Source organism: Mycobacterium avium subsp. avium (genome assembly GCF_009741445.1).
GTDB classification, from domain to species: Bacteria; Actinomycetota; Actinomycetes; order Mycobacteriales; family Mycobacteriaceae; genus Mycobacterium; species Mycobacterium avium.
Map to the genome: position 1 here is coordinate 1,309,407 of NZ_CP046507.1, position 19,288 is coordinate 1,328,694.

A 19,288-nucleotide genomic window follows, 5' to 3' on the forward strand; every position below is an offset into this window, starting at 1 on the left:
GATTATAAGTCGAAAACCTCCTGGCCGGAAAGGAGCCGCCATGACGGTGCTCAATCGCATGGACACGCTCGCTGAAGACATGGTTGCCGACATCACCGACTCGCCCACCGGTTACACCGGTGTGGACGGCGATGCGCAGTGGGCCGCCGAGGTTCGCCGCCTGGCGAAGTTGCGCGGCGCCACCATCCTGGCGCACAACTACCAGCTGCCCGAGATCCAAGACGTGGCCGACCACGTGGGCGACTCGCTGGCGTTGTCGCGGATCGCCGCCGAGGCACCCGAGGACATCATCGTGTTCTGCGGGGTGCACTTCATGGCCGAGACCGCCAAGATCCTCAGCCCCGACAAGACGGTGCTGATCCCCGACCAGCGCGCCGGCTGCTCGCTGGCCGACTCCATCACGCCCGAGGACCTGCGCGCCTGGAAGGACGAACACCCCGGCGCGGTCGTCGTCTCCTACGTCAACACCACCGCGGCGGTCAAGGCGCTCACCGACATCTGCTGCACCTCGTCCAATGCGGTCGACGTGGTGGCGTCCATCGACCCCGACCGCGAGGTGCTGTTCTGCCCCGACCAGTTCCTGGGCGCGCACGTGCGCCGGATGACGGGCCGGGAAAACCTGCACGTGTGGGCCGGCGAATGCCACGTGCACGCCGGCATCAACGGCGACGAACTGGGTGAGCGGGCGCGCGCCAACCCCGATGCCGAGCTGTTCGTCCATCCCGAATGTGGTTGTGCCACTTCGGCTTTGTACCTTGCGGGGGAGGGAGACTTCCCCGCGGACCGGGTCAAGATCCTGTCCACCGGCGGCATGCTGGACGCCGCGAACACCACCAGCGCGCGCAAGGTGCTGGTGGCCACCGAGGTCGGCATGCTCTACCAATTGCGCCGGGCCGCACCGCAAGTCGATTTCCAGGCCGTCAACGACCGCGCCTCCTGCCGGTACATGAAGATGATCACCCCGGCGGCTCTGCTGCGCTGCCTGGTCGAGGGCGCCGACGAGGTGCACGTCGATCCCGGCATCGCGGCTGCCGGCCGGCGCAGCGTGCAGCGCATGATCGAGATCGGCCAGCCGGGCGGTGGCGAATGATCGCCCGTCCCCAGTGGACACACAGCGCCGACGTCGTCGTGATCGGCACCGGCGTCGCCGGATTGGCCGCCGCGCTGGCCGCCCACCGCGCCGGCCGCAGCGTCGTCGTGCTGAGCAAGGCCGACCAGGCGCGCGGGGCCACCGCCACCCACTACGCGCAGGGCGGCATCGCGGTGGTGTTGCCGCACAACGACGATTCGGTCGAGGCCCATGTCGCCGACACCGTCGTCGCGGGCGCGGGCCTGTGCGACCCGCAGGCGGTCTACTCGATCGTGGCCGACGGGTACGCGGCGGTCTCCGAATTGGTCGGTGACGGAGCGCGATTCGACGAATCGGCCCCCGGCCAGTGGGCGCTGACCCGCGAGGGCGGGCACTCCCGGCGCCGCATCGTGCACGCCGGCGGCGACGCCACCGGCGCCGAGGTGCAGCGCGCGCTCGACCACGCCGCACGGATGCTGGACATCCGCACCGGGCACGTGGCGCTGCGGGTGCTGCACGACGGCTCCATGGGCGACGAAGCCGTCACCGGCGTGCTGGTCGGCAACCCGCACGGCTACGGGATCATCAGCGCGCCGTCGGTGATCCTGGCCTCCGGCGGTCTCGGGCACCTCTACGGCGCGACCACCAACCCGGAGGGCTCCACCGGCGACGGCATCGCGCTGGGCCTGTGGGCCGGCGTCGCGGTCAGCGACCTGGAGTTCATCCAGTTCCATCCCACCATGCTCTTCGCCCCCGGCGCCGGCGGCGGTCGGCGCCCGCTGGTCACCGAGGCCATCCGCGGCGAGGGAGCGAAACTGATTGATTCCCAAGGTGATTCGGTGACCGCCGGGGTGCACCCGATGGGCGACCTGGCGCCGCGCGACGTGGTCGCCGCCGCCATCGACGCGCGGCTGAAAGCCACCGGCGACGCCTGCGTCTACCTGGACGCGCGGCACATCTTCGACTTCGCCGACCGGTTCCCGACCGTGACGGCGGCCTGCCGGGCCGCCGGCATCGACCCGGTGCGCCAACCCATCCCGGTGGTGCCCGGGGCGCACTACAGCTGCGGCGGCGTCGTCACCGACGTGTACGGCCGGACCGAGCTGCCCGGCCTGTTCGCCGCCGGCGAGGTGGCCCGCACCGGGCTGCACGGCGCCAACCGGCTGGCGTCCAACAGCCTGCTGGAAGGCCTGGTGGTCGGGGGCCGGGCCGGCAGGGCGGCGGCCGCGCATGCGGCGGAGGCCGGCCGCCCCCGCGCGCTGGCGCCCGAGCCCGTCGCGCACACCGCGCCGCCGCGCGCGGAGCTGCAGGCCGCGATGAGCCGCGACGCGTCGGTGGTGCGCGACGCGGCCGGGCTGACCCGGTTGTCGGCCACCCTGTCGCAGGCGCCGGCCCGCAGCATCGGCGGCCGCCGCGACTTCGAGGACGTGGCGTTGGCCGTCGCCGCCCGCGCGGTCGCGGCCGCGGCCCTGGCCCGCACCGAGAGCCGCGGCTGCCACCACCGCGAGGAGCATCCGCAGGCCGCGCCCGAGCAGGCGCGCAGCAACCTGCTGCGACTGGCCGACGACCAGACCTCGGTGCTGGTGCAGGCGCTGGCGGCGGTGGTGTGACGATGATCTCGGACTGCGAGCTCACTGCGGCGCGCGAGATCATCCGGCGCGGCCTGGTCGAGGACCTGCGCTACGGGCCCGACGTCACCACGTTGGCGACGGTGCCCGCCGAGGCGGTGGCCACCGCGTCGATGGTGCCCCGGCAGCCCGGCGTGATCGCCGGGGTGGACATCGCGCTGCTGGTGCTGGACGAGGTGCTCGGCGCCCGCGGCTACCAGGTGCTCGACCGCGTCGAGGACGGCGCCCACCTGCAGCCGGGCCAGTCGCTGCTGACCGTGCGGGCCGAAACCCGCGGTCTGCTGACCGCGGAGCGCACCATGCTGAACCTGATCTGCCACCTGTCCGGGATCGCCACCACGACGGCGCACTGGGTGGCCGCCGTGCAAGGCACCAAGGCCCAGGTGCGCGACACCCGCAAGACCCTGCCCGGCCTGCGGGCGTTGCAGAAATACGCGGTCCGGGTCGGCGGCGGCGTCAACCACCGGCTCGGTCTCGGCGACGCCGCGCTGATCAAGGACAACCACGTGGTGGCGGCCGGGTCGGTGGTCGACGCGCTGCGGGCGGTGCGGGACGCGGCGCCGGAGCTGCCCTGCGAGGTGGAGGTCGACTCGCTTGAGCAGCTCGACGAGGTGCTGCCGGAAAAGCCCGAACTGGTGCTGCTGGACAACTTCCCGGTGTGGCAGACGCAGATGGCCGTGCAGCGGCGCGACGCGCGCGCCCCCGCGGTCCTGCTCGAGTCCTCCGGCGGCCTCAGCCTGGAGAACGCCGCCGACTACGCCGCGACCGGGGTGGATTACCTGGCCGTCGGCGCGCTGACCCATTCGGTGCGGGTGCTCGACATCGGCCTGGACATGTAGCGGGTTGGGCGCCTTGGGCGCCCGAGTGGGCATCCTGGGCGTTCGGTGTAGCACCAGGTAGCGACTTCTCGGCGTGTCGGCGCCGCCAGCGCACACTCGACGCCGATCGGCTCAGGCGATGTCGGCGACGAAAACCCCCATCCAGCGCAGCTGGACGCGGGCCATGAACGGCAGGCCTGCGCCGTCGGAACCGGCCGGCAGGATCCGCGGGTTGATCAGGTGCACCGAGCGGTCGCGGCCGAACACCACGTCCGCCTCGCCGGCGGCCAGCACGTTCTTGACCCAGTTCGTCTTGCCGTGGCCCAGCGCGATCGCCAGGGTGTTGCCCTTGCGATAGGGCGTGATGACGGTCTCGTACTGCTTGCCGGACGTGCGGCCACGATGCTTGATGGTCGCGGTCCCGGGAAGAAAACGCGCGAGCGGCTTGATCGCCGAATTCAGGTACTTGACCTGAAGGTTCTCAAACCAGACTGGAAAGACCATCGGGACGCCCGGGGCGTTGTTGGGATGATCCTTGGCGGACATGGCGGCTCCGTGGGGTCGGCTCGTGCTGTCGGCGCGGGGTAGGGCCTCGATCCCGGCCTCGATACGGGCACTGTACCGGCCGCGATCCAGGCGCTGTACCGGCCGGATATCGACTTGAGTTCCTCTGGGACAATGGACACCGTGAGTCCCACCCCAGCGTCACCGATGGCCCGCATCGACCTGCGGGGCGCCGAGCTGACCGCTGCCCGATTGCGGTCGGCGCTGCCGCGCGGCGGCGCCGACGTGGAGACGGTGCTGCCCAAGGTGCGACCCATCGTGCAGGCGGTGGCCGAGCGCGGCGCCGACGCCGCGCTGGAGTTCGGGGCCTCCTTCGACGGTGTCCGCCCGGCGGCGGTCCGGGTGCCGGAGGCGGCGCTGGACAAGGCCCTGGCCGACCTGGACGCGGCCGTCGCCGACGCCCTGCGGGTGATGATCGACCGCGCCCGCGCCGTGCACGCCGACCAGCGCCGCACCGACGTCACCACCACGCTGGGACCGGGCGCGACGGTGACCGAGCGCTGGGTGCCGGTCGAGCGGGTGGGCCTGTACGTGCCCGGCGGCAACGCCGTCTACCCGTCCAGCGTGGTGATGAACGTGGTGCCCGCCCAGGCCGCCGGCGTCGCGTCGCTGGTGGTGGCCAGCCCGCCGCAGGCCCAGTTCGACGGGCTGCCGCATCCGACCATCCTTGCCGCGGCCCGGCTGCTGGGCGTCGACGAGGTGTGGGCGGTGGGCGGCGCGCAGGCGGTGGCGTTGCTGGCCTACGGCGGGACCGATACCGGGGCCGAATGGCCCGGCTTCTCCTCGGATCGCGCACGATCCGCATCGTCGCCGGGGGCAGACGCCGAGCTGGTGCCGGTCGACATGATCACCGGGCCGGGCAACATCTACGTCACCGCCGCCAAGCGGCTGTGCCGGTCGCGGGTCGGCATCGACGCCGAGGCCGGGCCGACCGAGATCGCGATCCTGGCCGACCACACCGCCGACCCCGCGCACGTGGCCGCCGACCTGATCAGCCAGGCCGAGCACGACGAGATGGCCGGCAGCGTGCTGGTCACCCCCAGCGAGGAGCTGGCCACGGCCACCGACGCGGAACTGGCCGCCCAGCTGCCGACCACCGTGCACCGCGAGCGGGTGACCGCCGCGCTGGGCGGACACCAGTCGGCGATCATCCTGGTCGACGACCTGGACGCCGGGATCGCGGTCGTCAACGCCTACGCCGCCGAGCACCTGGAGATCCAGACCGCCGACGCGGCGGCCGTGGCCGGCCGGATCCGCGCGGCCGGAGCCGTTTTCGTCGGCCCATACTCGCCGGTCAGCCTGGGCGACTACTGCGCCGGCTCCAATCACGTCCTGCCCACCGCGGGCAGCGCCCGCCATTCCAGCGGCCTGTCGGTGCAGACCTTCTTGCGCGGCATCCACGTCGTCGACTACACCGAGGCGGCGCTGAAAGACGTGTCCGGGCACGTGATCACCCTGGCGCAGGCCGAAGACCTGCCGGCGCACGGCGAGGCGATACGGCGGAGGTTCGAGCGGTGACCGGCCAGCGGGCCACCCCCCAACCCACGCTGGACGACCTGCCGCTGCGCGATGACCTGCGCGGCAAATCGCCTTACGGCGCACCGCAATTGGCGGTCCCGGTGCGGCTGAACACCAACGAGAACCCGCACCCGCCCAGCCGGGCGCTGGTGGACGACGTGGTGCGCTCGGTGGCGCGGGCCGCCGCGGACCTGCACCGCTACCCCGACCGGGACGCGGTGCAGCTGCGCAGCGACCTGGCCCGCTACCTCACCGCCCAGACCGGCGTCCAACTGGGAGTCGAAAACCTCTGGGCGGCAAACGGTTCCAACGAGATCCTGCAGCAGCTGCTGCAGGCGTTCGGCGGCCCCGGACGCAGCGCCATCGGGTTCGTTCCGTCCTACTCGATGCACCCCATCATCTCCGACGGCACCCGCACCGAATGGCTGCAGGCCGCCCGCGCCGACGACTTCAGCCTGGACGTCGACGCCGCGGTGGCCGCCGTGACCGAGCGCACGCCCGACGTGGTGTTCGTCGCCAGCCCGAACAACCCGTCCGGGCAGAGCGTTTCGCTGTCCGGCCTGCGCCGGCTGCTCGACGCGGCGCCGGGCATCGTGATCGTGGACGAGGCGTACGGCGAGTTCTCGTCACAGCCCAGCGCGGTGCAGCTGGTGGGCGAGTATCCGACCAAGCTCGTCGTCACCCGCACCATGAGCAAGGCGTTCGCCTTCGCCGGCGGCCGGCTCGGCTACCTGATCGCCACACCGGCGGTGATCGAGGCGATGCTGCTGGTGCGGTTGCCCTACCACCTGTCGTCGGTGACCCAGGCCGCCGCGCGGGCCGCGCTGCGGCACGCCGACGACACGCTGGGCAGCGTCGCCGCGCTGATCGCCGAACGCGAACGCGTGTCAACCGCCTTGACCGGCATGGGTTTTCGAGTCATTCCCAGCGACGCCAACTTCGTGCTGTTCGGCGAGTTCACCGATGCGCCGGCCAGCTGGCAGCGCTACCTGGATGCCGGCGTGCTGATCCGCGACGTCGGCATCCCCGGCTTCCTGCGGGCCACCACCGGCCTGGCCGAGGAGAACGACGCCTTCCTGCGGGCCAGCGCCCAACTCGCCGCCACCGAGCTGGCCCCCGTCAACGTAGGGGCGATCGCAAGCGCAGCCGAGCCGCGCGCAGCGGATCGCGACCATGTGTTAGGAGCCCCATGACCGCCGTCCAAGCCGCCCGTCGCGCGCGAATCGAGCGCCGCACCAAGGAATCCGACATCGTCATCGAACTCGACTTGGACGGCACCGGCCGGGTCGACGTGGAGACCGGTGTGCCGTTCTACGACCACATGCTCACCGCACTGGGCAGCCACGCCAGCTTCGATCTGACCGTGCGCACCACGGGCGACGTCGAGATCGAGGCACACCACACCATCGAGGACACCGCCATCGCGCTGGGCGCCGCGCTGGGCCAGGCGCTCGGCGACAAGCGGGGCATCCGCCGCTTCGGTGACGCCTTCATCCCGATGGACGAGACGCTGGCCCACGCTGCCGTCGACGTGTCCGGCCGGCCCTACTGCGTGCACAGCGGCGAGCCGGATCACCTGCAGCACACCACGATCGCCGGCAGCTCGGTGCCCTACCACACCGTCATCAACCGGCACGTGTTCGAGTCGCTGGCGATGAACGCCCGCATCGCGCTGCACGTGCGGGTGCTCTACGGGCGCGACCCGCACCACATCACCGAAGCGCAGTACAAGGCGGTGGCCCGTGCGCTGCGTCAGGCCGTCGAGCCCGACCCGCGGGTGTCGGACGTGCCGTCCACCAAAGGTGTTCTGTGACAAGTAAATCGGTTGTTGTCCTCGACTACGGCTCGGGCAACCTGCGGTCGGCGCAGCGCGCGCTGGAGCGGGTCGGCGCCTCGGTGCAGGTGACCGCCGACGCCGACGCCGCCGCGGCCGCCGACGGACTGGTGGTGCCCGGCGTCGGCGCTTACGAGGCATGCATGACCGGGCTGCGCAAGATCGGCGGGGACCGCATCATCGCCGAGCGGGTCGCGGCGGGGCGTCCGGTGCTGGGCGTGTGCGTCGGGATGCAGATCCTGTTCGCCCGCGGCGTCGAATTCTCGGTGGAGACCTCCGGATGCGGGCAGTGGCCGGGATCGGTGACACGCCTGCAGGCGCCGGTGATCCCGCACATGGGCTGGAACGTGGTCGAATCCGGGCCGGGCAGCGTGCTGTTCCGCGGCCTCGACGCCGACACCCGGTTCTACTTCGTGCACTCCTACGCCGCCCAACAGTGGGAGGGTTCGCCCGAGGCGGTGCTGACCTGGTCGCGCCACGAGGGGCCGTTTCTGGCCGCGGTCGAGGACGGCCCGCTGTCGGCCACGCAGTTTCACCCGGAGAAGAGCGGGGATGCCGGCGCGGCCGTGCTGCGCAATTGGATTGAGCGCCTGTGAAAAGCAGCTCAGGAGGGAATGTGTTGATCTTGTTGCCCGCGGTCGACGTGGTCGACGGCCGCGCCGTGCGTTTGGTGCAGGGCAAGGCGGGCAGTGAAACCGAATACGGCTCGGCGCTGGACGCCGCGCTGGGCTGGCAGCGCGACGGCGCGGAATGGATCCATCTGGTGGACCTAGACGCGGCGTTCGGACGCGGGTCCAACCGCGAGCTGCTCGCCGAGGTGGTCGGCAAGCTGGACGTGCAGGTGGAGCTGTCCGGCGGGATTCGCGACGACGATTCGCTGGCCGCGGCGCTGGCCACCGGCTGCGCCCGGGTGAACCTGGGCACCGCGGCGCTGGAGAACCCGCAGTGGTGCGCCCGGGCGATCGGCGAGCACGGCGACAAGGTCGCCGTCGGGCTGGACGTCCAGACCATCGACGGGCAGCACCGGCTGCGCGGCCGCGGCTGGGAAACCGACGGTGGCGACCTGTGGGAGGTGCTGGAACGCCTTGAGCGGCAAGGCTGTTCGCGGTACGTGGTTACCGACGTCACCAAGGACGGCACGCTGGGCGGCCCGAACCTGGACCTGCTGGGCGCGGTGGCCGACCGCACCGACGCACCGGTGATCGCCTCCGGCGGGGTGTCCAGCCTGGACGACCTGCGTGCCATAGCCACGCTCACCGGCCGCGGGGTCGAGGGCGCCATCGTCGGCAAGGCCCTCTACGCCGGGCGATTCACCCTGCCCCAGGCGCTGGCCGCGGTCGCGGAGTAACGCCGCATGGACCTGGACGCGTTGGTGGCGCGGGCGTCGGCGATCCTCGACGACGCCTCGAAGCCCTTCCTCGCCGGTCACCGCGCCGACTCCGCGGTCCGCAAGAAGGGCAACGACTTTGCCACGGACGTCGACCTCGCCATCGAGCGGCAGGTGGTCGCCGCGCTGGTGGACGCCACCGGGATCGGGGTGCACGGCGAGGAGTTCGGCGGTTCGGCCGTCGACTCGGAATGGGTGTGGGTGCTCGACCCGGTGGACGGCACGTTCAACTACGCGGCCGGGTCCCCGATGGCCGGGATCCTGCTGGCCCTGCTGCACCACGGCGACCCGGTGGCCGGGCTGACCTGGTTGCCGTTCCTCGACCAGCGCTACACCGCGGTGACCGGCGGCCCGCTGCGCAAGAACGAAATCCCGCGTCCGCCACTGACTTCCATCGACCTGGCCGACGCCCTGGTCGGGGCCGGATCGTTCAGCGCGGACGCCCGCGGCCGGTTCCCGGGGCGCTACCGGATGGCGGTGCTGGAAAACCTCAGCCGGGTCTCGTCCCGGTTGCGCATGCACGGCTCCACCGGCCTGGATCTGGCCTATGTCGCCGACGGGATATTGGGCGCGGCGGTCAGTTTCGGCGGACACGTGTGGGACCACGCCGCCGGGGTGGCGCTGGTGCGGGCCGCCGGCGGCGTGGTGACCGACCTGGCCGGGCGGCCGTGGACCCCGGCCTCGGATTCGGCGCTGGCCGCCGGACCCGGCGCGCACGCCGAGATCCTGGACATCCTGGGCAATATCGGGCGACCGGAGGACTACTGAGATGAGCCCGAACTCCAGCGGCCTGGCGGTACGCGTGATCCCCTGCCTGGACGTCGACGACGGGCGGGTGGTCAAGGGCGTCAACTTCGAAAACCTCAGGGACGCAGGCGATCCCGTCGAACTTGCCGCCGTCTACGACGCCGAGGGCGCCGACGAGCTCACCTTCCTCGACGTGACCGCGTCGTCGTCGGGCCGCGCCACCATGCTGGACGTGGTGCGCCGCACCGCCGAACAGGTCTTCATTCCGCTCACCGTCGGCGGCGGGGTGCGCACGGTGGCCGACGTCGACGTGCTGCTGCGGGCCGGAGCCGACAAGGTCTCGGTCAACACCGCCGCGATCGCGCGCCCCGAGCTGCTCGAGGAGATGGCGCGGCAGTTCGGCTCCCAGTGCATCGTGCTGTCCGTGGACGCCCGCACGGTGCCGCCGGGCGCGGTGCCCACCCCGTCGGGCTGGGAGGTCACCACCCACGGCGGACGGCGCGGCACCGGCATCGATGCCGTCGAATGGGCTTCCCGCGGAGCCGATTTGGGCGTGGGGGAGATCCTGCTGAACTCGATGGACGCCGACGGCACCAAGGCCGGGTTCGACCTGGAGATGCTGCAGGCGGTGCGGTCCGCGGTCACCGTGCCGGTGATCGCCAGCGGCGGCGCCGGGGCGGCCGAACACTTCGCGCCCGCGATCGAGGCCGGGGCTGACGCGGTGTTGGCGGCCAGCGTTTTCCACTTCCGGGAGCTGACCATCGGACAGGTCAAGGCCGCCATGGCCGAGGCGGGCATACCGGTGAGGATGGTGCGATGATGCTCGACCCGCAGATCGCCGCTCGGCTGAAGCGCAACGCCGACGGCCTGGTCACGGCGGTGGTGCAGGAGCGCGGCAGCAGGGACGTGCTGATGGTCGCCTGGATGGACGACGCGGCATTGGCCCGCACGCTGGAAACCCGTGAGGCAACCTATTATTCGCGCTCACGCGGCCAGCAGTGGGTCAAGGGGGAGACGTCGGGGCACACCCAGTACGTCCACTCGGTGCGGCTGGACTGCGACGGCGACACCGTGTTGTTGACCGTCGATCAGGTCGGCGGCGCCTGCCACACCGGCGACCACAGCTGCTTCGACGCCGACGTGCTGCTGCACCCGCAGGACTAGGGCGGGGTCAGGCCGGCGGCAGGTCGAGCCCGGCGCCTGACCAGCGTGTCGGGAGTCACTTCCGGGGGCGTCGGCGCATCACTTGGACGAGAATGGCACGCAATGTCGAAATGGTTGTCCCGGAACGTGTTGTCCTGGACCGTGGTGGTGCCGGTGCTCGCCGTCGTCGTGCTGGCATTGATCTGGGGCGAGCGACTGGGGCCGGTGCTGGTCGCGCTGGCCGCGCTGTTCCTGATCGGCGCGGTGGTGGCCGCGGTGCATCACGCCGAGGTGGTCGCGCACCGGATCGGCGAGCCGTTCGGGTCGCTGGTGCTCGCGGCCGCGGTGACCATCATCGAAGTGGCGCTGATCGTCGAGCTGATGGCGTCCGGCGGCAACGAGACGGCGACCCTGGCCCGGGACACGGCGTTCGCCGCGCTGATGATCACCACCAACGGCATCGCCGGGCTGTCGCTGCTGCTCGGGTCGCGCCGCTACGGCGTCACGTTGTTCAACGCCGAGGGCAGCGGCGCCGCGCTGGCCACGCTGACCACCCTGGCGACGCTCAGCCTGGTGCTGCCGGCGTTCACCACCACCCAGGTGGGCAAGGAGTTCTCGCCCGGCCAGCTCACCTTCGCCGCGGTCGCCTCGCTGCTGGTCTACCTGCTGTTCGTGTTCACGCAGACGGTGCGGCACCGCGACTTCTTCCTGCCGATCGCGCAGAAGGGGCAGAAGAGCCTGTTCGAGGACGAGAGCCACGCGGATCCGCCCAGCACCCGCGAGGCGCTGGTCAGCCTGGTGCTGCTGCTGTGTGCGCTGGTGGCGGTGGTGGGGCTGGCCGAGGAGGAGTCACCGGCCGTCGAGCGGGCGGTCACCGCGGTGGGCTTCCCGCAGACGTTCGTGGGTGTGATCATCGCGGCGCTGGTGCTGCTGCCCGAGACCCTGGCGGCCGTGCGGGCCGCCCGCCAGGGCCGCATCCAGATCAGCCTGAACCTGGCCTACGGCTCGGCGATGGCCAGCATCGGGCTCACCATCCCGGCGATCGCGCTGGCCTCGATCTGGCTGAAGGGTCCGCTGGTGCTCGGGCTGGGCGCCATCCAGCTGGTATTGCTGGCCCTGACCGTGGTGATCAGCGTGCTGACCGTCGTGCCCGGGCGGGCCACCCGGCTGCAGGGCGAGGTGCATCTGGTGCTGCTGGCCGCCTACGTCTTCCTGGCGGTCAGCCCGTGACGGTCAGGCCCGGGCGCGCAGCGTGGCCAGCGCCTTGTCGGCGTGGGTGTCCATGTTGAACTCGCTGGAGATCACGTCGAGCACGGTGCGGTCGGTGTCGATGACGAACGTGGTGCGCTTGACCGGCAGCAGCTTGCTCAGCAGTCCACGCTTGACGCCGAACTGGGCGGCCACCGCGCCATCGGTATCCGACAGCAGCGGATAGTCGAACTTCTGCAGCTCGGCGAACTTGGCCTGCTTGTCCACCGGGTCGGCGCTGATGCCCACCCGGTTGGCGCCGACGGCGGCGAACTCGGCGGCCAGGTCGCGGAAGTGACACGCCTCCTTGGTGCACCCGGGCGTCATCGCCGCCGGGTAGAAGAACAGGACGACGGGCCCCGCGGCGAGCAGGTCGCTGAGCTTGCGCGGCGTTCCCGTCTGGTCGGGCAGTTCGAAGTCCGCGACGGTGTCACCAGGTTTCATGGGCGACACGCTACGCGCGCCGCCGCCGGTCGTAACGCCACGGCGGAAAATGGGCCGCGAATTCGCCGTGGCGTTACATCCGCGGACGGGCCGGGCCACCGGGCCGCGGGCGGGCCGAGCCAGCGGGCGCGGGCGGGCCGAGCCACCGGGCCGCGTCTGGGAGGATGGGTCGGTGCACGCCCACCTCGCCGCGACGACCTCACGAGAGGATTTCCGCCAGCTGGCGGCCGAGCACCGCGTGGTCCCGGTGACCCGCAAGGTGCTGGCCGACAGCGAGACGCCGCTGTCGGCCTACCGCAAACTCGCCGCCAACCGCCCGGGCACCTTCCTGCTGGAGTCGGCCGAGCACGGCCGGTCCTGGTCGCGGTGGTCGTTCATCGGCGCCGGGTCGCCGTCGGCGCTGACCGTGCGCGACGGGGAAGCCGGCTGGCTGGGGGTGGTGCCGCAGGACGCACCGACCGGCGGCGATCCGCTGCAGGCGCTGCGCGCCACCCTGGACCTGCTGGCCACCGGGCCGCTGAGCGGGCTGCCGCCGTTGTCGGGCGGCATGGTCGGCTTCTTCGCCTACGACCTGGTGCGGCGCCTGGAGCGGCTGCCCGAGCTGGCCGTCGACGACCTGGGCCTGCCGGACATGCTGCTGCTGCTGGCCACCGATCTGGTGGCCGTCGACCACCACGAGGGCACCATCACGCTGATCGCCAACGCGGTGAACTGGAACGGGACCGACGAACGGGTCGACGAGGCCTACGACGACGCCGTCGCCCGGCTGGACGTGATGACCGCGGCGCTGGGCCAGCCGCTGGCCTCCACCGTGGCCACCTTCGAGCGGCCCGAGCCGCGCTACCGCGCGCAGCGCAGCGTCGAGGAGTACGGCAAGATCGTCGACTACCTCGTCGAGCAGATCGCCGCCGGTGAGGCGTTTCAGGTGGTGCCCTCGCAGCGGTTCGAAATGGACACCGACGTCGACCCGATCGACGTGTACCGGATGTTGCGGGTCACCAACCCCAGCCCCTACATGTATCTGCTGCATGTACCGAATGATGCTGGGGGAACGGACTTTTCGATCGTCGGGTCCAGCCCGGAGGCTCTGGTCACGGTGGCCGACGGCGTCGCGACCACCCACCCGATCGCCGGGACCCGGTGGCGCGGGCAGACCGACGAAGAGGACCAGCTGCTGGAAAAGGAGCTGCTGGCCGACGAGAAGGAACGCGCCGAGCATCTGATGCTGGTCGATCTGGGCCGCAACGATCTGGGCCGGGTGTGCGCGCCGGGCACCGTCCGGGTCGACGACTACAGCCACATCGAGCGCTACAGCCACGTCATGCATCTGGTCTCGACGGTGACCGGCGTGCTCGACGAGGGCAGGACCGCCCTGGACGCGGTGACGGCCTGCTTCCCGGCCGGCACCCTGTCGGGTGCGCCGAAGGTCCGGGCGATGGAGCTGATCGAAGAGGTGGAGAAGACGCGCCGCGGCCTCTACGGCGGCGTGGTCGGCTACCTGGACTTCGCCGGCAACGCCGACTTCGCCATCGCCATCCGCACCGCGCTGATGCGCGGCGGCACCGCCTACGTGCAATCGGGTGGCGGGGTGGTGGCGGACTCCAACGGCCCCTACGAATACACCGAGGCCACCAACAAGGCGCGCGCGGTGCTCGGCGCGATCGCGGCCGCCGAGACGCTGACCGAACCGGGCGCGCGGCGATGACCGAGGCCCGCGCGCGGAGGCTGGACGGCCGCTGGTTGATCCGGATCGCCCAGCTGCTGCTGGTGATCGCGGCCGTGGGGTTGTGGGTGGCCGCGCGCCTGCCGTGGGTGGTGATCCGCTCGTTCGACGGGCTGGGGCCGCCCAAGGCGGTGACCCTGTCCGGCGGGACGTGGTCGACGGCGTTGCTGCCGCTGGCGTTGCTGCTGCTGGCCGCCGCGGTCGCCGCGATCGCGGTGCGCGGGTGGCTGCTGCGCGCGCTGGCCGGCCTGCTGGCGGTGGCCAGCCTGGCGGTCGGCTACCTGGGCGTCAGCCTATGGGTGCTGCCCGACGTCGCGGTGCGCGGCACCGAGCTGGCGCACCTGTCGGTGATCTCGCTGGTCGGCAGCGAGCGGCGGTACCTGGGCGCCGGGATCACGGTGGCCGCCGCCGCGCTCACGCTGATCGCCGCCGTGCTGCTGATGCGTTCCGCGTCGGACCCGAAGTCCGCCCGGTCGAGCGCACTGAAGTACGCGACACCGGCGACGCGCCGCTCGATTACGCGACGTAACGCGGCCGACGGAGCGATGCTGGAGCAGCCGGAGACGCCGGAAATGTCGGAGCGGATGATCTGGGACGCCCTTGACGAGGGGCGCGACCCGACCGATCGACCCAGCGGGTCCGACACCGAGGGTCGGTGACGGGACGCGAGCCGCGGGCCGCTACCCTTCATTGACGTCGTCGCAATCGGCTGGGGAACAACGAAGTGGCCGTGGGATGACGGCGGGCGACAGGGCGAAGGGAAACGACAGGCATGAGTCCGGCTACCGTGCTTGACTCCATCCTCGAAGGAGTCCGGGCCGACGTTGCCGCGCGCGAAGCCCTGATCAGCCTGTCGGAGATCAAAGCCGCCGCGGCCGCCGCGCCACCGCCACTCGACGTGATGGCCGCGTTGCGCGAGCCCGGAATCGGCGTCATCGCCGAAGTCAAGCGCGCCAGCCCGTCGGCGGGTTCCCTGGCGACCATCGCCGATCCGGCCAAACTGGCCCGCGCCTACGAAGACGGCGGCGCCCGCATCATCAGCGTGTTGACCGAGGAGCGGCGTTTTCACGGCTCGCTCGACGACCTGGACGCGGTCCGGGCCGCGGTCTCCATCCCGGTGCTGCGCAAAGACTTTGTGGTGCAGCCGTATCAGATCCACGAGGCGCGTGCGCACGGCGCCGACATGCTGCTGCTCATCGTGGCCGCGCTGGAGCAGTCGGCGCTGGTGTCGATGCTGGACCGCACCGAATCGCTGGGCATGACCGCGCTCGTCGAGGTGCACACCGAGGAAGAAGCCGACCGGGCGCTGCGGGCCGGCGCCAAGGTGATCGGCGTCAACGCCCGCGATCTGGCGACGCTGGAGGTGGACCGGGATTGCTTCGCCCGCATCGCTCCCGGCTTGCCCAGCAACGTGATCCGGATCGCCGAGTCCGGCGTGCGCGGCACCGGCGACCTGCTGGCGTATGCCGGCGCGGGCGCCGACGCCGTCCTGGTGGGCGAGGGCCTGGTGAAAAGCGGTGACCCGCGCGCCGCGGTCGCCGACCTGGTTACCGCGGGCACCCATCCGTCCTGTCCGAAACCGGCTCGCTAACCGCTCACGTCAGTGAAGAGCCGCCCCGCCGAAACGTTGAACCCGATGAGCCATCCCCGCGTAGAGCCCTGGTGACGGTGGACATCTCCCCCCGGACCCGTCCGGACCTTCCGCTTCCGAGCGCAGCGATCGCCGAACCCACCCGTCATGAACCCGACGCCGGTGGGCATTTCGGCGTGTACGGCGGCCGTTACGTCGCGGAGGCGCTGATGGCCGTCATCGAAGAGGTCACCACCGCCTACGAGAAGGAGCGCGTCAACCAGGACTTCCTGGACACGCTGGACTATCTGCAGGCGAACTACGCGGGGCGGCCGTCGCCGTTGTACGAGGCCCCGCGGCTGTCCGAGCAGGCCGGCGCGCGGATCTTCCTCAAGCGAGAAGACTTGAACCACACCGGTTCTCACAAGATCAACAACGTGCTCGGTCAGGCGTTGCTGGCCCAGCGGATGGGCAAGAAGCGGGTGATCGCCGAGACCGGGGCCGGCCAGCACGGCGTGGCCACCGCCACGGCCTGCGCCCTGCTGGGCCTGGAATGCGTGATCTACATGGGCGCGGTGGACACCGAGCGCCAGGCGCTCAACGTGGCGCGGATGCGCCTGCTGGGTGCGACGGTCGTCTCGGTGCAGAGCGGTTCGAAAACGCTCAAGGACGCCATCAACGAAGCCTTCCGGGACTGGGTCACCAACGCCGACAACACGTTCTACTGCTTCGGCACCGCGGCCGGGCCGCATCCCTTTCCGGCCATGGTCCGCGATTTCCAGCGCATCATCGGGCTGGAGGCCCGCGCCCAGATCCAGGCGCAGGCGGGCCGGCTGCCCGACGCGGTGGTGGCCTGCATCGGCGGCGGCTCCAACGCCATCGGGATCTTCCATCCGTTCATCGACGACCCCGGCGTGCGGCTGGTGGGATTCGAGGCGGCCGGTGACGGCGTCGAAACCGGAAGGCACGCCGCGACTTTCAGCGGCGGCTCGCCCGGGGCGTTCCAGGGGTCGTTCTCCTACCTGCTGCAGGACGAAGACGGGCAGACCATCGAATCCCATTCCATCTCAGCGGGTCTCGACTATCCCGGAGTCGGTCCAGAACATGCGTATCTGCGCGAGACCGGCCGTGCCGAATACCGTCCGATCACCGACGCCGAGGCGATGGACGCGTTTCGGGTGCTGTGCCGCACCGAGGGGATCATCCCGGCCATCGAGTCCGCGCACGCCGTGGCGGGTGCGCTGAAGTTGGGGCCCGAGCTGGGCCGCGGCGCGATCATCGTGGTGAACCTGTCCGGGCGCGGGGACAAGGACGTCGAGACGGCGGCAAAGTGGTTCGGGCTGTTGGGGTCCAGCGACCGATGACCGTCAAGCAGAGCCAGGCGAGCCGGCTGTCGCCGATCTTCGAGGCGTGCCGCGACGACGATCGGGCGGCGCTGATCGGCTACCTGCCCACCGGTTACCCGGACGTGCCGACCTCGGTGCAGGCGATGGTGGCGCTGGTCGAATCGGGTTGCGACATCGTCGAAGTCGGGGTGCCGTACTCGGATCCGGGGATGGACGGCCCGACCATCGCCCGGGCCACTGAGGCCGCGCTGCACGGCGGCGTGCGGGTGCGCGACACACTGGCCGCGGTCGAGGCGATCAGCGCGGCGGGCGGGCGCGCGGTGGTGATGACCTACTGGAACCCGGTGCTGCGCTACGGGGTCGACGCGTTCGCCCGCGACCTGGCCGCGGCCGGCGGCTACGGCCTGATCACGCCCGACCTCATCCCCGACGAAGCCGGGCAGTGGCTGGCGGCCTCCGAGCGGCACGGGCTGGACCGGATTTTCCTGGTGGCGCCGTCGTCGACGCCGCAGCGGTTGGCGCTGACGGTCGAGGCGTCGCGCGGATTCGTCTATGCGGCTTCGACGATGGGCGTCACCGGGGCGCGCGACGCGGTGTCGCATGCCGCGCCGGAGTTGGTGAGCAGGGTCAGGGAGATCTCGGACATACCCGTCGGGGTCGGGCTCGGCGTGCGCTCGCGCGAGCAAGCCGCCCAGATCGGCGGCTACGCCGACGGTGTCATCGTCGGGTCGGCGCTGGTGTCGGCGCTGGGGGACGGAGGTTTGACCGCATTGCGTGCGCTGACTGAAGAACTCGCCGCTGGTGTTCGGCAGAGGGCGGCCGCCTCGTGACCAAGCTGCTCGCCTATTTCCCCAGCCCGCCGCAGGGCGTCTGGCATCTGGGCCCGGTGCCGATTCGGGCCTACGCGTTGTTCATCATCGCCGGGATCGTGGCGGCGCTGCTGATCGGTGACCGCCGCTGGGAGGCGCGCGGCGGCGAACGCGGCGTCATCTATGACATCGCGTTGTGGACGGTGCCGTTCGGGTTGGTCGGCGGGCGGCTCTATCACCTGGCCACCGACTGGCGAACCTACTGGGGCCCCGGCGGCGCCGGATTCGGTGCGGCGGTGCGGATCTGGGACGGCGGCCTGGGCATTTGGGGCGCGGTGGCGCTCGGCGCGGTCGGCGCCTGGATCGGGTGCCGGCGACATGGCATTCCGCTGCCGGCGTTCGCGGACGCGTTGGCGCCGGGCATCATTCTGGCGCAGGCCATCGGCCGGCTCGGCAACTACTTCAATCAGGAGCTCTACGGCCGCGAAACCACCCTGCCCTGGGGCCTGGAGATCTTCTACCGGCGTGACCCGTCGGGATACATCGACCCGCATTCGCTGGACGGCGTCTCGACGGGCCAGGTCGCGCTGGTGGTGCAGCCGACGTTCCTGTACGAATTGCTGTGGAATCTTTTGATTTTCGTCGCCCTGCTGTACGCGGATCGACGGCTGACGCTGGGCCACGGCCGGCTGTTCGCGCTGTATGTGGCCGGCTACTGCGTGGGCCGCTTCTGTGTGGAGCTGTTGCGTGACGACACCGCCACCCACATCGCCGGCATCCGGATCAATTCGTTCACCTCGACGTTCGTGTTCATCGGGGCCGTGGTGTATCTGATGGCGGCGCCGAAGGGCCGCGAGGATCCGGAGAGCTTGCGCGGCAACCAATACGTCGAGGAGGAACCCGCCGAGCCCGAGCCGGCGACGGTGGCGGCGACGACCGAGGCGGCGACCGAGGGTGTGGCGGCGCCGGCGGACGGCGCCGAAGCCGCTGGAGCCGACGCGACGGCGCAGCGGCCCGAAGAATCGGCGGAGCCGGACGTCGAGAAGCCGGAATCCGAAGAAACGGAAGCGGCCGAAGAGGCCGAAGAGCCGGAATCCGAAGAAACGGAAGCGGCCGAAGAGGCGGGCGAGCCGGAAGCCGAAGAAACGGAAGCGGCCGAAGAGGCGGGCGAGCCGGAAGCCGAGGAACCTGAAGCGCCAGAAGCTGAAGAGCCCGAAGAGTCGGAAACCGAAGAGCCCGAAGAGCCGGAAACCGAAGAGCCCGAAGAGGAATCCGGCGAAGCGCCCGAGCAACCCGTCGCCGAGGAACCCGAACCCGCCCCGCAGCAGCCGGAAACGAAACGGCGCTGGGGTGCGCGACTGCGCGACCGGCTCTCGGGCCGCTAGCGGCAGGCAACGACCCGGCGTCGATCTGGCATGCTGGGCAGGTGATGCCATCCCA

Annotated in this window: 20 protein-coding genes; 18 read left to right on the forward strand and 2 right to left on the reverse strand. The window is 71.2% G+C overall.

What is annotated here, in order from left to right:
- Positions 1-40 precede the first annotated feature (40 nt).
- The 3 genes from nadA to nadC are packed head-to-tail and all read left to right on the forward strand — an operon-like array spanning position 41 to position 3,536.
- The gene (gene nadA / locus MAA44156_RS06265) at positions 41-1,090 is read left to right on the forward strand and encodes a quinolinate synthase NadA (RefSeq protein ID WP_009977393.1); all 1,050 of its coding nucleotides are present in this window, start codon (positions 41-43) and stop codon (positions 1,088-1,090) included.
- A complete protein-coding gene (locus MAA44156_RS06270; RefSeq protein WP_065371079.1) occupies positions 1,087-2,679 on the forward strand; it encodes an L-aspartate oxidase in 1,593 nt (530 codons plus the stop codon). Before nadA ends, MAA44156_RS06270 begins: the two co-directional genes overlap by 4 nt.
- A gap of 2 nt (positions 2,680-2,681) precedes the next feature.
- A complete protein-coding gene (gene nadC / locus MAA44156_RS06275) occupies positions 2,682-3,536 on the forward strand; it encodes a carboxylating nicotinate-nucleotide diphosphorylase (protein WP_003876203.1) in 855 nt (284 codons plus the stop codon).
- A gap of 111 nt (positions 3,537-3,647) precedes the next feature.
- On the opposite strand, the gene MAA44156_RS06280 is transcribed toward nadC, so the two are convergent.
- On the reverse strand, positions 3,648-4,061 hold the full coding sequence (locus tag MAA44156_RS06280; RefSeq protein ID WP_009977387.1) for a nitroreductase family deazaflavin-dependent oxidoreductase: 414 nt from the start codon (positions 4,059-4,061) through the stop codon (positions 3,648-3,650).
- Positions 4,062-4,193: 132 nt separating this feature from the next.
- Between MAA44156_RS06280 and hisD the strand changes: the two genes are divergently transcribed.
- The 9 genes from hisD to MAA44156_RS06325 all read left to right on the forward strand — a co-directional run bounded on the left by hisD (position 4,194) and on the right by MAA44156_RS06325 (position 11,938).
- Complete coding sequence (gene hisD, locus MAA44156_RS06285) at positions 4,194-5,597, forward strand: histidinol dehydrogenase (protein ID WP_029248509.1); 1,404 nt, start codon at positions 4,194-4,196, stop codon at positions 5,595-5,597.
- Complete coding sequence (locus MAA44156_RS06290; protein WP_009977383.1) at positions 5,594-6,790, forward strand: histidinol-phosphate transaminase; 1,197 nt, start codon at positions 5,594-5,596, stop codon at positions 6,788-6,790. The genes hisD and MAA44156_RS06290 overlap by 4 nt, the downstream gene beginning before the upstream one ends.
- Positions 6,787-7,410 carry an imidazoleglycerol-phosphate dehydratase HisB gene (gene hisB / locus MAA44156_RS06295; RefSeq protein WP_009977382.1) on the forward strand — a complete coding sequence of 208 codons (624 nt, stop codon included), beginning with the start codon at positions 6,787-6,789 and terminating at the stop codon, positions 7,408-7,410. Before MAA44156_RS06290 ends, hisB begins: the two co-directional genes overlap by 4 nt.
- On the forward strand, positions 7,407-8,027 hold the full coding sequence (gene hisH, locus MAA44156_RS06300; protein WP_009977381.1) for an imidazole glycerol phosphate synthase subunit HisH: 621 nt from the start codon (positions 7,407-7,409) through the stop codon (positions 8,025-8,027). Before hisB ends, hisH begins: the two co-directional genes overlap by 4 nt.
- Positions 8,028-8,047: 20 nt before the next feature.
- Complete coding sequence (gene priA, locus MAA44156_RS06305; protein WP_009977380.1) at positions 8,048-8,779, forward strand: bifunctional 1-(5-phosphoribosyl)-5-((5-phosphoribosylamino)methylideneamino)imidazole-4-carboxamide isomerase/phosphoribosylanthranilate isomerase PriA; 732 nt, start codon at positions 8,048-8,050, stop codon at positions 8,777-8,779.
- A gap of 6 nt (positions 8,780-8,785) precedes the next feature.
- Positions 8,786-9,586 carry an inositol monophosphatase family protein gene (locus tag MAA44156_RS06310; RefSeq protein ID WP_009977379.1) on the forward strand — a complete coding sequence of 267 codons (801 nt, stop codon included), beginning with the start codon at positions 8,786-8,788 and terminating at the stop codon, positions 9,584-9,586.
- Between the two features lies 1 nt (position 9,587).
- Complete coding sequence (hisF, locus tag MAA44156_RS06315) at positions 9,588-10,385, forward strand: imidazole glycerol phosphate synthase subunit HisF (protein WP_009977378.1); 798 nt, start codon at positions 9,588-9,590, stop codon at positions 10,383-10,385.
- The gene (gene hisI, locus MAA44156_RS06320) at positions 10,382-10,729 is read left to right on the forward strand and encodes a phosphoribosyl-AMP cyclohydrolase (RefSeq protein WP_011725309.1); all 348 of its coding nucleotides are present in this window, start codon (positions 10,382-10,384) and stop codon (positions 10,727-10,729) included. Before hisF ends, hisI begins: the two co-directional genes overlap by 4 nt.
- Before the next feature lie 102 nt (positions 10,730-10,831).
- Complete coding sequence (locus MAA44156_RS06325; protein ID WP_003877734.1) at positions 10,832-11,938, forward strand: calcium:cation antiporter; 1,107 nt, start codon at positions 10,832-10,834, stop codon at positions 11,936-11,938.
- Between the two features lie 3 nt (positions 11,939-11,941).
- On the opposite strand, the gene MAA44156_RS06330 is transcribed toward MAA44156_RS06325, so the two are convergent.
- Entirely contained in the window at positions 11,942-12,400 is a 459-nt protein-coding gene (locus MAA44156_RS06330; protein WP_009977375.1) for a peroxiredoxin, read from the reverse strand.
- Positions 12,401-12,572: 172 nt separating this feature from the next.
- Between MAA44156_RS06330 and MAA44156_RS06335 the strand changes: the two genes are divergently transcribed.
- The 6 genes from MAA44156_RS06335 (at position 12,573) to MAA44156_RS06360 (ending at position 19,233) form a co-directional block, all read left to right on the forward strand.
- Entirely contained in the window at positions 12,573-14,105 is a 1,533-nt protein-coding gene (locus MAA44156_RS06335) for an anthranilate synthase component I (protein ID WP_009977374.1), read from the forward strand.
- On the forward strand, positions 14,102-14,782 hold the full coding sequence (locus MAA44156_RS06340) for a TIGR02234 family membrane protein (protein ID WP_009977372.1): 681 nt from the start codon (positions 14,102-14,104) through the stop codon (positions 14,780-14,782). The genes MAA44156_RS06335 and MAA44156_RS06340 overlap by 4 nt, the downstream gene beginning before the upstream one ends.
- A gap of 113 nt (positions 14,783-14,895) precedes the next feature.
- A complete protein-coding gene (gene trpC / locus MAA44156_RS06345; protein ID WP_003877736.1) occupies positions 14,896-15,714 on the forward strand; it encodes an indole-3-glycerol phosphate synthase TrpC in 819 nt (272 codons plus the stop codon).
- A gap of 71 nt (positions 15,715-15,785) precedes the next feature.
- Positions 15,786-17,057, forward strand: coding sequence for a tryptophan synthase subunit beta (trpB, locus tag MAA44156_RS06350; protein WP_011725306.1), 1,272 nt, complete (start codon positions 15,786-15,788; stop codon positions 17,055-17,057).
- Positions 17,054-17,869, forward strand: a complete 816-nt coding sequence (trpA, locus tag MAA44156_RS06355; protein WP_003876219.1) for a tryptophan synthase subunit alpha — start codon at positions 17,054-17,056, stop codon at positions 17,867-17,869. Before trpB ends, trpA begins: the two co-directional genes overlap by 4 nt.
- Entirely contained in the window at positions 17,866-19,233 is a 1,368-nt protein-coding gene (locus MAA44156_RS06360; protein ID WP_023880175.1) for a prolipoprotein diacylglyceryl transferase, read from the forward strand. Before trpA ends, MAA44156_RS06360 begins: the two co-directional genes overlap by 4 nt.
- Positions 19,234-19,288 lie beyond the last annotated feature (55 nt).